The organism is Streptomyces sp. NPDC030021 (assembly GCF_055574035.1).
Genome location: NZ_JBVIAH010000001.1, coordinates 477508 through 489857, shown reverse-complemented (window position 1 = coordinate 489857; position 12350 = coordinate 477508). Strand labels below are relative to the sequence as shown.

The following is a 12350-nucleotide window of genomic DNA, read 5'->3' as shown; positions in this document are numbered from 1 at the left end:
CCACCTTCCCCCCCCCCCCCACCCCCCCCCCCCCCCCCCCCCCCCCCCCCCCCCCCCCCCCCCCCCCCCGCCGCCGTGTCCGTGCCCGGCTCAGCAGGTCGAGTGAGTGATGAGGGGGGACCGGCCGGCGGCCGGGGCGGACACCGGGGGAGGGGTCCACAGCATCAGGTTGCTCATCAGCTCGGCCTGTTCGATCGCGTCGTCCAGGGCGTGGTGCGTGTGGCGGCGCCGCGACAGCAGCTCGCGCGGCATCCGGCCCTTCACCGCGGCCCGCAGCGGCACCCGCGCCTTCGCGGCGTAGAGGGTCTTCATGTCCAGGCAGCCGGAGTGGCCGAAGGGGCTGTCCCCGCCGAACCGGATCAGGTACCAGTACAGGAAGGTCCAGTCGAAGGAGGCCGGGTAGCCGCACATCACCGGCTGCGCCCCCGCGGACACCTCCCGTACCCAGGCGCGGAATTCGGCCATGGCCGCCGCGGGATCGGCGCCCTCCCGCACCAGGCGGTCGCGGTCCAGCCCGCTCACGGCCAGCGCCTCGGGTACGAACTCCTCGCTGATGGGCCGCAACTCCCGGTAGAAGGTGAGCCGTTCCGGATCGGCGGCCGTATACGAAGCGCCGTCCTGGCGGCCCGCGACCGAGGCCCCGAAGCTGATCATCGAATACGGTCCGGGAATGGGTCCGTCGGCCTCGATGTCGACGGAGATGTAGAGGCTGGGACGTGCGTCACGGGCTGCCATGCGCCCGAGCATGCCAGCCCTCCTCGCGCCGATCACCCCGATTTCCGCCGGGCGCCGGCGTGCGGAATCGCCGCCCGGCCGTCCCGGAGGGACCATGGGAAGCGGGGCTCCCCGGACCGGAGGAACAGCCATGTTCGAAAACAGCAGGGCATTCAGCGGATTCGCGGTCGACGACCTGGAGAAGGCCAAGGAGTTCTACGGCACGACCCTCGGCCTGAGCGTCTCCGAGGATCAGGAGATGGGCCTGCTCCGCCTCGACCTCGCGGGCGGCACCGCGGTCATGGTCTACCCGAAGGAGGACCACCGGCCCGCGGCCTACACGATCCTGAACTTCCCCGTGGACGACGTCGAACGGGCCGTGGACGAGCTCACCGCGCGCGGAGTCGCGTTCGAGCGCTACGAGGGCTTCGAGGCGGACGCCAAGGGCATCGTGCACGGCGAGGACGGCATGCCCACCATCGCCTGGTTCAAGGACCCGGCGGGCAACATCCTGTCGGTGCTGACGGCTCCCGGCCCGTGACCCGCTTGCCGGACCGGAGCCCTCAGCGGCGAACCGTCCCCTGCGTCCCCTGCGGAGCCTGCGCGTCGGCGTGTTCGCGTACCGCGATCCGGGCGAGCTTCGTGAGCATCATGCCGTTGCGGATGGCGACGATGTAGTCCACGGGGAGTCCGTGCATCCGGGTGCCGGGTCCCCGCAGGGGGTGCCAGTCGAGGGTGAACAGGGTGTTCTCGCCCCAGGGGGCCAGGTGCATGGCGATGCGCGCCGCGCCGAAGGGTTCGGCCCGAGCTTCCAATTCCAGGCGGCGTTCGGGTTCGCACCGGCGGACCACGCACGTGTCGTCGAGGGTGAGGGGGCCGGTGCCGACCCGGACCTTCAGGCGGGCCCCCGTGTCCGGCCAGTGCGGATCCGCGGCGAGGACCTGCCGGGTTCCCGTGACCCATTCGCCGTAGCGCTGGCCGTCGGACAGCAGGCGCCAGACCTCGGACGGCGTGCTCAGGATCAGGCGGCGGTTCCGGGCCACGCCGATCACGCTCCCTCCGGATACGGCGCGCCGCGTCGGGCCCGCGGTCCGTCGCCCAGTCCGTCACCCCCAGACTCGCGCCGAAGGGCCGTTCGCGCAGTCCCACTGACCCGAACGGGCCCCGTCGGGGCTCCACCGGGCCGTGTCGCCCGGTGGAGCCCCGACGGCGGGACCTCTCAGGAGGCCGGGGTCAGGAACATGCCCGTCTGGTCCCCGCCCGCGGTGTTCTTGCAGCTGAAGCCGGAGCTCGCGGGCTGGGCCACGACCAGGGCCAGGCAGCGCCCCGCGGCCAGCTGGCCGAAGTAGTTCGGGTGCATGGACTCCTGGATCAGCCCCTGCGACTCGTTGTTGTCGATCCAGCGCGCCCACTCGCTCGTCTTCGCCGAGGCCGGCACGGTGGAGCTCACCTGCTTGCTCGCCTTCGCGCACACCTCGCGGCCCTGCATCATGTCCCGCAGGTCCAGGAACTGCACGCCCTTGGCCGCCGCGACGCCCTTGATCCGGTTCGCTATCTGCGGCACCAGCGAGTCCCGCGCCCAGTCGGAGTCCCGGTTCCAGAACGGGCAGCCGCCGGTGTTGAGCCGGCTCCAGTCGCTCTGCGTGTACCGGTTCTCCGCGCCGCGCGGGATCGGCGACGGGTAGGACTGCAGAACGATCCGGTACGAGGAGTCGGCGTACCCGGCCGCGCGCATCACGGCTCGGATCTCGTCCACGGACTTGCCGACCTTGCCCATGACCGCATCGATCTTCTGGTCGACGCCGTACTGCTGGTCGTCGTAGCAGTACGAGTTCCAGAGGACGAAGTCGAGCGCGCAGTCGGTGATGATGTCGGCGAAGCCGAGGTCGTTCCCGCCGATGGACAGGGCGATGACCTTGACGTCGTGGCTCGCGGCCACCGCGGCGAGCTGATCGGCCTGCGGGGCCTCGCCCTTGTAGGCGACGCCGCCGTTGGAGGCGCGGAACACGTTGTCCGAAACCGCCCCCGAGCAGGCGAGGTTCACGGCGACGTCGGCGATCGCCCCGGCGCTGCGTACCTCGGCGGAGTCGGAGCGGTCGCATCCGCCTGCGGTGGTCCCGTAGACCTTGGCGGGGTCGTAGGTGCTGCCGCTGACCCAGCCCCGGTCGGTCCCGTTCCGGCTGCCGCTGTTGGTCAGGCTGTTGCCCTTCCAGCGCCCGGCCTCGCCGGAGATGTAGCTGTCGCCCATGGACACCACGGCGGTGGGTCCCGTTCCCGGGCTGGCGGCGGAGGTTCCGGCTCCGCCGGCCAGCAGTGCGGCGGCGAGCGGTACGGCCATTCCGGCCCCGGCCAGCCGTCGCATCCGACTGCGGTCCCGGTCCTTGTTGACGTTGCGGAATCCGATCACTGCGGAACTCCTGCGTTCGGCCACGCCGAAGTCGGCGACGACTGTGTCGCGTGGCTGGGAAGTGGGGGTACCGCCGGCCGGTGGCATCGGAAAGGTGACACGGGCCCACTTGTTACCGCTAGGTACAGTCACGTTACGAACGAGTAACGACCGACCGGTCGTTCGGGAGTTGGCTCTTCCTGTTGTGGAACGCAAACGGCTCCGCCCCCGTGCCGTTGGGCGACGGGGGCGGAGCCGACAGGCTTCGACCGCTGTGCGTTTCAGTCGAATCCGGGTATCAGCCGACCAGCTGGTCGTACGCGGGGAGGGTCAGGAAGTCCGCGTAGTCCGCGTCCAGGGAGACCTGGAGGAGAAGGTCGTGGGCCTGCTTCCACTTGCCGGACGTGAAGGCCTCCTCGCCGACCTCGGCGCGGATGGCGGTCAGTTCCTCGGCCGCGATCTTGCGGGTCAGTTCGGCCGTGGCCGTCTCGCCGTTCTCGAACACGACGCCCGCGTTGATCCACTGCCAGATCTGCGAGCGCGAGATCTCGGCGGTGGCCGCGTCCTCCATCAGGCCGAAGATGCCGACGGCGCCGAGGCCGCGCAGCCACGCCTCGATGTAGCGGATGCCGACCTGCACCGCGTTGCGCAGGCCCTCGTACGTCGGCCGCGCGTCCAGGGAGTCGATCGCGATGAGCTCGCCCGGGGCCACCGAGACGTCCTCGCGCAGCCGGTCCTTCTGGTTCGGCTTCTCGCCGAGCACCGCGTCGAAGGAGGCCATGGCGATCGGGACCAGGTCGGGGTGGGCGACCCAGGAGCCGTCGAAGCCGTCGCCCGCCTCGCGGTCCTTGTCGGCCTTGACCTTCTCGAAGGCGACCTTGTTGACCTCGGCGTCCTTGCGGGAGGGGATGAAGGCCGCCATGCCGCCGATGGCGTGCGCGCCGCGCTTGTGGCAGGTGCGGACCAGCAGTTCGGTGTACGCCCGCATGAACGGGGCGGTCATCGTGACCGCGTTGCGGTCCGGCAGGACGAACTTCTCGCCGCCGTCACGGAAGTTCTTCACGATGGAGAAGAGGTAGTCCCAGCGGCCCGCGTTCAGGCCGGCCGCGTGGTCGCGCAGCTCGTAGAGGATCTCCTCCATCTCGTACGCGGCGGTGATCGTCTCGATGAGGACGGTCGCGCGGACGGTGCCCTGGGGGATGCCGACGTAGTCCTGGGCGAAGACGAAGATCTCGTTCCAGAGGCGGGCCTCCAGGTGCGACTCCGTCTTCGGCAGGTAGAAGTACGGGCCCTTGCCGAGGTCGATCAGGCGCTTGGCGTTGTGGAAGAAGTACAGACCGAAGTCCACGAGCGAGCCGGAGGCCGGGCCGCCCTCGAACCGCAGGTGACGCTCCTCCAGGTGCCAGCCGCGCGGCCGCATCACGACGGTGGCGAGCTGGTCGGCGGGCTTCAGCGCGTACGCCTTGCCGGTGCGCGGGTCGGTGAAGTCGATGCGACGCTCGTAGGCGTCGATGAGGTTGAGCTGGCCGAGGACGACGTTCTCCCAGGTGGGAGCGGAGGCGTCCTCGAAGTCGGCGAGCCAGACCCTGGCGCCCGAGTTCAAGGCGTTGATGGTCATCTTGCGGTCCGTCGGACCGGTGATCTCCACACGACGGTCGTTCAGCGCGGCCGGAGCCGGCGCCACCTTCCAGTCGCCCTCGCGGACCTGTGCGGTGTCCGGGAGGAAGTCGAGGGTGGAGGTCCGGGCGATCTCGGCACGGCGCTCGGCGCGGCGGGCGAGGAGCTCGGCGCGGCGGGGGGCGAACCGCCGGTGGAGCTCGGCCACGAAGGCGAGGGCCGCTTCGGTGAGGACTTCGTCCTGCCGGGGCAGGGGCTCGGCGTCGACGATGGCCAGCGGGGACGGCGCTGGTGCGGACATATCTGTCACTCCTTCAGCGGCGGTGCCTGGCGGCCGCGGGGGAATGCTCGCGCGAGACGGCACGCAGTGCCGTCGGGTGTGGAGAGTTCCGGAATACGGTCGCGGGCGCCGTCTGGGGGTTCAGGGCGCTTCTGACCAGTGGATAGTAATTTCCTCATGGTGGAAGTTCAATGGTTTGTTGATGTCGAGATTCTCTGAGTCGACAGATTCCGCTTCCCGGTGGCCCTCAGTGCCATTGCCGTCACACCGTGCTCAGAGGAGTCGTGCCAGGTCGGGCGGCGTGTCGATGTCGAAGGCCTCCGCGATGTCCGAGCACTCCACCAGCATGAGCTCTTCGGCATGTCGCGCAAGATGCACCCGCGCGCCCTTGTCGCCGGTCGCCGTCGCGGCGATGTCGGCCCAGCGGTCCGCGCCGAACAGCACCGGGTGGCCGCGCTCCCCGTCGTACGCCGCCGCCACCAGGCTCGTGGGGGAGCGGTACGCCGCCAGCACCCGGGCCACCGCCGCCGGGCCGATGCCCGGCTGGTCCACCAGCGAGACCAGGGCCGCGCGGGCGCCCGTACCGGCGAGGGAGGCGAGGCCGACCCGCAGCGAGGAGCCCATCCCCTGCGCCCAGTCCGGGTTGTCCACGACCACGCAGCCGGCCAGGTCCGCACGCTCGCGGACCTCGGCCGCCGAGGCGCCGAGCACCACGTGCACCGGGCCGCAGCCCGCCTCGCGCAGGACCCGTACGGCGTTCTCGACCAGCGGGCGGCCGCGATAGGGGAGCAGGGCCTTGGGACGTCCGCCGAGCCGGCGACCGCCGCCGGCGGCCAGGAGCAGGCCCGCGATCAGGGGTGGATCGGAGTGTGCGTGGGATGACATGCCACCGATTCTCGCCGCTGCGTGCGCGCGTGTGACCGCCGTGCCAGGGTGCGCCGTACGGAGGCCAGCGCGGCCCCGATCCGCAGCGGACGGGCGATCCGGTTCTCGGCGGCGGCCAGCAGGGCACGTTCGTCACGGTCGGTCAGCATCTCGGGATCTCCTTGCCAATCGAGGGCCAATACAGCGAGTCTGGTCCTCGATTGGCCTGGCCGTCAGAGCCAATCAGGGGAGGTTGGCATGGCAATCGGGCGAGTGGTCCAGACAGCGGACAGAACCATCGGCAGCCGTCAGCTCGCGGCCCTGCTGCCCGCCGACGTCCTCGCCCGCCCCGGCTACCGGGCGCTCGCCGACGCCGTCCGCACGCTGATCCTGGACGGACGCATCGCCCTGCACGTGCGGCTGCCCGCCGAACGCGAGCTCGCCGAAGCCGTCGGCGCCAGCCGGGCCACCGTCACCGGCGCCTACGACCTGCTGCGCGAGAGCGGCTACGTCCGCAGCCGGCGCGGCTCCGGCACCTGGACCGAGCTCCCCGACGGCCACCGCCCGGTCGGAGCCCACGCCCTCCTCGGCGCCGGCGGCTACAGCGCCGACGGCGATCCCGGTGTCGACCTCGCCATCGCCGCCATGGGCGCACCGGAGGGCAGCCTCGCCGACGCCTTCGCCCGGGCGGCGCCCCGGCTGCCCCGGTTCGCGCGCGGCCCCGGCTACCACCCCTTCGGCCTGCCCGACCTCCGCAGCGCCGTCGCCGACCGGTTCACCCGGCGCGGGCTCCCCACGCGCCCCGAGCAGATCCTGGTGACGGCCGGGGCCCAGCAGGCCTTCTCGCTGGTCGTCAGCCTGCTCTGCGGGCCCGGGGACCGGGTCGTGACCGAGAACCCGACCTACGCCAACGCCCTCGACGCCCTGCGCCACGCGCGGCTGCGCACCGGATCCATCGCCGTCTCCGACGCGGGATGGGACCTGGAGATAGCCGAGTCCACACTGCGCCAGACCGTGCCCAGGCTGGCGTACGTGATCCCCGACTTCCACAACCCGACGGGCGCGCTGATGCCGCCGGAGCAGCGGCTGCGGCTGCTCGCGGCGACCCGTGCCACCGGGACCTGGCTGGTCGTCGACGAGACGATCGCCGACATCGCACTGGACGTGCCCGCGCCCGCGCCGCTGGCCTCCCTCGCCCCGCGCGGGGGCGCGGACCACGTGATCACCATCGGCTCGCTGAGCAAGACGCACTGGGGCGGGCTGCGGGTGGGGTGGATCCGGGCCACCGCGAAGATGATCACGGAGCTGACGGCCGTACGGGTCTCCGCCGACATGACCGGCTCGGTGCTCGACCAGCTGGTCGCGCTCCCGCTGCTGGACGGCATGGACCGGGAACTGCCCGCACGGCTGGCGCAGCTGCGGAGCCGGCGTGAGGCCCTGGTGCAGGCGCTCCAGCGGCACACCCCGGAGTGGTCCTGGCAGGTCCCGCCGGGCGGACTCTCGCTCTGGGTCGACTTGGGCGAGCCGGTCAGCTCCGCCCTGGCCGAGCGGGCCGCCGCGGCCGGGGTGCACATCGGCCGCGGCGCGCGCTTCGGCGTGGACCCGGGCACCTTCGAGCACCGGCTGAGGATCCCGTACACGCTCCCCGCCGACCGGCTCGACGAGGGCATCCGCCGCCTCGCGAGCGCCTTCCACGACGGGGCCCCGCTGCCGTCGGCGGTGGAGCGGCCGCACTGGGTGGCGTAGGGGGGCCGGCCGGGTCGGACCTCAGGGGGTGTCTTGCCGATCAGGGCGGGCTCGCGGGGTCCGGCACCGCGCCTCGCCGCGTTGTCCTCGGTCGGCGACGCTCCGCGTCGCCTCCCTCGTCCGCCTTGCGATCCTTCCCCTCGGCCCTGGCGGGCTTGGGGAGGCCCCATGGCACCGGACCCCGCTCCCTGATCCGGCCTGATCGGCAAGACACGCCCTACGCGGACCTGCGGAAGTACCGGTTCGCCGCCGGGCGGAACATCAGCACCACCGCCGTCAGCACGGCCGCCAGATGGGCCGTCCTGCTGACGCCGAAGACCCACTCCAGGGCGTCCGCACGAGCGAGCGCGGCGGAGAGCGACCCGCCGTCGAGGAGGTACCCGAGCGGTTCGACCACCAACGAGGCGGTGCCGAGGATCCCGAGGCCGATCGCCAGCGTGATCCGGGCCCAGCCGGCGCCGCGGCGCATGCGTAAGGCGACCAGCACGGCGGCGGTGAACACGGCCAGCCGCACCGCCAGACCCGCACCGATCCCGTCGGCCGGAGCCCGGCCCACCATGAGCACGGTCTCGAAGGCGCCCGCGGCCACGGCGGTGACCCAGAGTGCGAAGGCGGCCCGGACGGCGGCGGGCGGCGGGCCGGGGTCGCGGCGCTCCGCCGCACGGCGCGCGGGGATGGAGGTGGCAGGCATCGTGGGCTCGCTCTCGTTTCGGGGGACTCGATGGCTCGACACCCCCGATGCTCCCGGCGGCGCGCGCCGCGCACCCGCCTGCAGCCCCGCCTGTCCGCCCTGGGGTCAGCCCCCCTACGGGGTGCGGATCAGCCGACGGGTGGCGGCCGCCGCGACCGCCGAGGTGCGGGAGTCGACGCCGAGTTTGGCGTAGACGTGCACCAGGTGGGACTTGACGGTGGCCTGGCTGAGGAAGAGCTTCTTGGAGATCTGCTGGTTCGACAGGCCGTCCGCGACCAGTTGCAGCACCTCCAGCTCCCGCTTCGTCAGCGCCGCCGCGGGGGTCCGCATCCGGTCCATCAGACGCAGCGCCACCGCCGGGGCCAGTGCCGACTGGCCCGCCGCGGCCGTCCGTACGGCCGCCGCGAGCTCCTCCGGCGGGGCGTCCTTGAGCAGATAGCCCGAGGCGCCCGCCTCCACCGCCGCCAGGATGTCCGCGTCCGTGTCGTAGGTGGTCAGCACCAGCACCCGGGGCGCGCCCGGGCGGGCGGTGATCAGGGCCGTCGCCTCGGAACCGTGCATACCGGGACCGGGTCCGAACTGGAGGTCCATCAGCACCACGTCCACCGGTTCACCGGCGGCCAGCTCCACCGCCCGCTCGGCGGTCGCCGCCTCGGCCACCACCGCGAAGTCCGGTTCGGTGTCCAGCACCGCGCGCAGCCCGGCCCGGACCACGGGGTGGTCGTCGGCGAGCAGGAGACGGATGGTCACAGGGCCTCCACGGCGTCCGGATGTTCCGCGTGTTCCGCGTGATCAGCGTGTTCCAGGTGTTCCAGGGGCAGCGGCAGGGTGACGGCCACGGCGGTGCCCTGGCCGGGGTCGGACTCCACGGTGAACAGCCCGCCCAGGGTCTCGGCGCGCGAGCGCATCGCGGGCAGTCCGAAGCCGCCGTCGCCCGCCCCGGAGGCGACCGAGGACGGGTCGAAGCCGTGCCCGTCGTCGACGATGTCCAGGGTGACCGAGGCGTCCATGAACGTCAGGGTGATCTCGGCGCGCCCGGCCCGTGCGTGCCGCACCACATTGGCCAGTGCCGACTGGGCGATCCGCAGCAGGGCCACCTCGTACGGCGTGGGCAGCACCCGCGGACTGCCGCTCAGCGAGAACCGCACGCACGGTCCCGGGACCCCCGCGCACAGCCGCTCCAGAGCGGCCGCGAGCGACCCGCGCTCCAGGTCCGGCGGGGTGAGGGCCCGTACGAAACGACGCGCCTCGGCGAGGTTCTCCTGGGCCGCCTCGCGCGCCCGGGCGATGTGCTCCAGCGCCGGAGCCTCCGTCGGCAGCGCCCGCTCGGCCGCCCGCAGCAGCAGCTGGATGGAGGACAGCCCCTGGGCGAGGGTGTCGTGGATCTCCCGGGCCAGGCGCTCCCGCTCGGCCAGGATCCCCGCACCCCGCTCGGCCGCGGCCAGCTCGGCCCGGGTGGTGATCAGCTCCTCGATCAGCTCCCGGCGGCGCTCGCTCTCGCGGTACAGCGCCTGGTAGCCCAGTACGGTCGCCACCGCCACCGCCCCGCCCAGCAACGGCCCGAGGAAGGCCCCGGGGGTCACCGAACTGCTGTGCGCGAGGAATCCGGCGATGGCCGCGCACGCCGTCACCGCGACGGCCGTGACCCCCCAGCGCAGCCGCAGCAGGTGCAGCTCCAGGAAGTACAGCGGGAAGGCGATCCACAGCCCGTCGGGGCAGACCACGAGCAGCGCCGCCCAGGCCGCGCCGAGCCCGGCCAGCCACAAGGCCCCGGCGCGCGGCGAGCTGTGCACGGCGGGGGCCCGTACGCCGCCCGCGTAGACGGCGGCGAGCACCGCGCAGGCGGCGATCACCCAGCCGGCCCGGGGCGCGGAGTCGGCGACGGCCCGCCCGGCGGCGAGCGCGAGCAGGCCGAGGAGCAGCGCGTGCAGGCACAGCCGCAGCACCTTCGACACGGGCGTCAGGGCGCGCGTGGCGGGGAGAGCGGGGCGGGCGGGGAGAACGGAGGAAACGGGAGCAGTCATGTCCGGACCAGCGTAAGTGGGGGCGGACCGGACCCGGTCAACCGAAAGTTCGATGTCCGCGGGCACCCTTCGATACGAGGATCACTACTGTGGCGCGATGCCTTGTGTCCACGCGGAACACCAAGGTGGGGAACATGTTCGTCGCATGGAGAGATCTACGGTTCGCCAAGGGCCGATTCGCCCTCATGGGTTCGGTCGTGCTGCTCATCACGCTGCTGGTGGGCCTGCTGTCCGGGCTCACCTCCGGCCTGGCCCGGGAGAACATCTCGGCCATCACCGGTCTGCCCGCCACACACCTGGCCTTCGCCGCGCCCAGCGGGGACCAGAAGGTGTCCTTCACCAACTCCCAGGTGCCCGAGTCCGCCTGGCTGGCCTGGCGCAGGCAGCCCGGGGTGAAGGCGGCGGAGCCGCTCGGCATCCGCACCACCAACGCCGTCTCGGGTGAGCGCACCGCCGCGGTCTCGGTCTTCGGGGTGGACTCCGCCGGGGGGCTCGCACCGCGGAACGGCGGCCTCACCCAGGGCCAGGTGGTCCTGACCGAGAAGGCCGCGAAGGAGCTGGGCGGCCTGACCGCCGGGGCCAAGCTCAAGATCGGCCCGCTGGAACTGACCGTGGCGGGCGTGTCCGGGACCGCCGCCTACAGCCACACCCCGGTCGTCTGGACGGACCTCAACGACTGGCAGCGCGTCGGCAACCCCGGCACCTCCATCGACACCCTCGCCACCGTCGTCGCCGTCTCCGGTGGCGGCGGCGTGGACCTCGGCGCGGCGGACAAAGCCGCCGGGACCAAGGCGCAGACCGTGGACGAGGCCCTGGGCGCCATAGGCTCCTACCAGGCCGAGAACGGCTCGCTGCAGCTGATGCGCGGCTTCCTGTTCGTCATCTCCGCCCTCGTGATAGGCGCCTTCTTCACGGTGTGGACGATCCAGCGCAGCGGGGACATCGCCGTTCTGAAGGCACTGGGTGCCTCCACCCCGTACCTCCTGAAGGACGCCCTCGGCCAGGCAGTCGTGATGCTCGCCATCGGTACCGGGCTGGGCACCGCGCTCGCGGCCGGCTTCGGCGCGGTGATCAGCGGCGGCCCCGTGCCCTTCGTCCTCGACGCCGCCACCGTGCTCGTCCCCGCCGCGATCATGATCCTGCTCGGCGCACTGGGCGCTGCCCTGTCCATCCGGCGGATCACGGCCGTCGACCCGCTGACCGCCCTCGGGAGCGCCCGATGACCCTCCTCGTCCACGACGTCACGCTGACCTACCCCGACGGCGAGAGCCGGCTCACCGCCCTCGACGCGGTCGGCCTGGAGGTGCCCGCCGGCACGCTGACGGCCGTCATCGGCCCTTCCGGCTCCGGCAAGTCCAGCCTGCTCGCGGTCGCCGCCACCCTCGTTACCCCGGATTCCGGCCGGGTCGTCGTCGCGGGTCAGGACACCACGAAGCTCGGCCCCGCCGAGAAGTCGGCCCTGCGCCGGGAGAAGATCGGCATCGTCTTCCAGCAGCCGAACCTGCTGGCCTCGCTGACCGCCGCCGAACAGCTCCAGGTCATGGCGCACCTCTCCGGCCGCTCCTCGCGGGCCGTGCGCCGACGGGCGCTGGAGCTGCTGGACGCGGTGGGCCTGGCCGACAAGGCCGACAAGCGCCCCCACCAGCTCTCCGGCGGCCAGCGGCAGCGGATCAACATCGCCCGCGCCCTGATGAACGAGCCCGCCGTGCTGCTGGTCGACGAGCCGACCAGCGCGCTGGACCACGAGCGCGGCGCGGCCGTGCTCGACCTGCTGGTCACCCTGACCCGGGAGCGCTCCACGGCCACGGTGCTGGTCACGCACGACCACGCCCACCTGGAGCGGATGGACCGTACGGCGACGATGACGGACGGCAGCCTGACGCTGAGCCCGACCCCGGTGCCCGCGCCCTGAGCGGCGCCTGAGCGGCGTACGGAAAGGCGTACGGAAGGCGTACGGAAGGCGTACGGAAGGCGTACGGAAGGCGTACGGAAAGGCCCCGGCCGCCCCTTCGATGCGAGGGGGCGGCC

At 72.6% G+C, this 12350-nt stretch carries 13 protein-coding genes; 4 read left to right on the top strand and 9 right to left on the bottom strand.

Translation table 11 applies throughout. The features are described from left to right. Window positions 1–90: 90 nt before the first annotated feature. Complete coding sequence (locus ACZ4YL_RS02100) at window positions 91–735, bottom strand: 3'-5' exonuclease (RefSeq protein ID WP_468113295.1); 645 nt, start codon at window positions 733–735, stop codon at window positions 91–93. 130 nt (window positions 736–865) lie between these two features. Between ACZ4YL_RS02100 and ACZ4YL_RS02095 the strand changes: the two genes are divergently transcribed. Continuing rightward, window positions 866–1255, top strand: a complete 390-nt coding sequence (locus ACZ4YL_RS02095) for a VOC family protein (protein ID WP_351156617.1) — start codon at window positions 866–868, stop codon at window positions 1253–1255. A 22-nt stretch (window positions 1256–1277) separates the two neighbouring features. On the opposite strand, the gene ACZ4YL_RS02090 is transcribed toward ACZ4YL_RS02095, so the two are convergent. The 5 genes from ACZ4YL_RS02090 to ACZ4YL_RS02070 all read right to left on the bottom strand — a co-directional run bounded on the left by ACZ4YL_RS02090 (window position 1278) and on the right by ACZ4YL_RS02070 (window position 6031). Then, on the bottom strand, window positions 1278–1757 hold the full coding sequence (locus ACZ4YL_RS02090) for an SRPBCC family protein (RefSeq protein ID WP_468113294.1): 480 nt from the start codon (window positions 1755–1757) through the stop codon (window positions 1278–1280). A 176-nt stretch (window positions 1758–1933) separates the two neighbouring features. Then, window positions 1934–3076, bottom strand: a complete 1143-nt coding sequence (locus ACZ4YL_RS02085) for a GDSL-type esterase/lipase family protein (protein WP_468113475.1) — start codon at window positions 3074–3076, stop codon at window positions 1934–1936. A gap of 322 nt (window positions 3077–3398) precedes the next feature. Continuing rightward, entirely contained in the window at window positions 3399–5018 is a 1620-nt protein-coding gene (gene aceB, locus ACZ4YL_RS02080) for a malate synthase A (RefSeq protein ID WP_468113293.1), read from the bottom strand. Window positions 5019–5270: 252 nt separating this feature from the next. After that, window positions 5271–5882 carry a nucleotidyltransferase family protein gene (locus tag ACZ4YL_RS02075; protein ID WP_468113292.1) on the bottom strand — a complete coding sequence of 204 codons (612 nt, stop codon included), beginning with the start codon at window positions 5880–5882 and terminating at the stop codon, window positions 5271–5273. Beyond that, entirely contained in the window at window positions 5849–6031 is a 183-nt protein-coding gene (locus ACZ4YL_RS02070) for a hypothetical protein (RefSeq protein WP_468113291.1), read from the bottom strand. The genes ACZ4YL_RS02075 and ACZ4YL_RS02070 overlap by 34 nt, the downstream gene beginning before the upstream one ends. An 88-nt stretch (window positions 6032–6119) precedes the next feature. On the opposite strand from ACZ4YL_RS02070, the gene yczR reads away from it, so the two are divergent. Next, window positions 6120–7607, top strand: coding sequence for a MocR-like transcription factor YczR (gene yczR / locus ACZ4YL_RS02065; protein ID WP_468113290.1), 1488 nt, complete (start codon window positions 6120–6122; stop codon window positions 7605–7607). A gap of 217 nt (window positions 7608–7824) precedes the next feature. Here yczR and ACZ4YL_RS02060 read toward each other — a convergent pair whose 3' ends face one another. The 3 genes from ACZ4YL_RS02060 to ACZ4YL_RS02050 all read right to left on the bottom strand — a co-directional run bounded on the left by ACZ4YL_RS02060 (window position 7825) and on the right by ACZ4YL_RS02050 (window position 10322). Next, complete coding sequence (locus ACZ4YL_RS02060) at window positions 7825–8298, bottom strand: hypothetical protein (RefSeq protein ID WP_468113289.1); 474 nt, start codon at window positions 8296–8298, stop codon at window positions 7825–7827. A gap of 114 nt (window positions 8299–8412) precedes the next feature. Then, complete coding sequence (locus ACZ4YL_RS02055; RefSeq protein ID WP_468113288.1) at window positions 8413–9048, bottom strand: response regulator; 636 nt, start codon at window positions 9046–9048, stop codon at window positions 8413–8415. Next, on the bottom strand, window positions 9045–10322 hold the full coding sequence (locus tag ACZ4YL_RS02050; protein WP_468113287.1) for a sensor histidine kinase: 1278 nt from the start codon (window positions 10320–10322) through the stop codon (window positions 9045–9047). The genes ACZ4YL_RS02055 and ACZ4YL_RS02050 overlap by 4 nt, the downstream gene beginning before the upstream one ends. 134 nt (window positions 10323–10456) lie before the next feature. Here ACZ4YL_RS02050 and ACZ4YL_RS02045 point away from each other — a divergent pair, with 134 nt between their 5' ends. Together ACZ4YL_RS02045 and ACZ4YL_RS02040 are read left to right on the top strand one after the other, a co-directional pair. Beyond that, window positions 10457–11545, top strand: a complete 1089-nt coding sequence (locus tag ACZ4YL_RS02045) for an ABC transporter permease (RefSeq protein WP_468113286.1) — start codon at window positions 10457–10459, stop codon at window positions 11543–11545. Continuing rightward, complete coding sequence (locus ACZ4YL_RS02040) at window positions 11542–12234, top strand: ABC transporter ATP-binding protein (RefSeq protein ID WP_468113285.1); 693 nt, start codon at window positions 11542–11544, stop codon at window positions 12232–12234. Before ACZ4YL_RS02045 ends, ACZ4YL_RS02040 begins: the two co-directional genes overlap by 4 nt. The last annotated feature ends 116 nt before the right edge of the window (window positions 12235–12350 follow it).

Coding starts and splice junctions, on each gene's coding strand:
- ACZ4YL_RS02060 (WP_468113289.1), bottom strand. CDS start 8,298: ATGCCTGCCACCTCCATCCCCGCGCGCCGTGCGGCGGAGCGCCGCGAC.
- ACZ4YL_RS02100 (WP_468113295.1), bottom strand. CDS start 735: ATGGCAGCCCGTGACGCACGTCCCAGCCTCTACATCTCCGTCGACATC.
- ACZ4YL_RS02070 (WP_468113291.1), bottom strand. CDS start 6,031: ATGCTGACCGACCGTGACGAACGTGCCCTGCTGGCCGCCGCCGAGAAC.
- ACZ4YL_RS02045 (WP_468113286.1), top strand. CDS start 10,457: ATGTTCGTCGCATGGAGAGATCTACGGTTCGCCAAGGGCCGATTCGCC.
- ACZ4YL_RS02075 (WP_468113292.1), bottom strand. CDS start 5,882: ATGTCATCCCACGCACACTCCGATCCACCCCTGATCGCGGGCCTGCTC.
- ACZ4YL_RS02050 (WP_468113287.1), bottom strand. CDS start 10,322: ATGACTGCTCCCGTTTCCTCCGTTCTCCCCGCCCGCCCCGCTCTCCCC.
- aceB (WP_468113293.1), bottom strand. CDS start 5,018: ATGTCCGCACCAGCGCCGTCCCCGCTGGCCATCGTCGACGCCGAGCCC.
- yczR (WP_468113290.1), top strand. CDS start 6,120: ATGGCAATCGGGCGAGTGGTCCAGACAGCGGACAGAACCATCGGCAGC.
- ACZ4YL_RS02095 (WP_351156617.1), top strand. CDS start 866: ATGTTCGAAAACAGCAGGGCATTCAGCGGATTCGCGGTCGACGACCTG.
- ACZ4YL_RS02085 (WP_468113475.1), bottom strand. CDS start 3,076: ATGCGACGGCTGGCCGGGGCCGGAATGGCCGTACCGCTCGCCGCCGCA.
- ACZ4YL_RS02040 (WP_468113285.1), top strand. CDS start 11,542: ATGACCCTCCTCGTCCACGACGTCACGCTGACCTACCCCGACGGCGAG.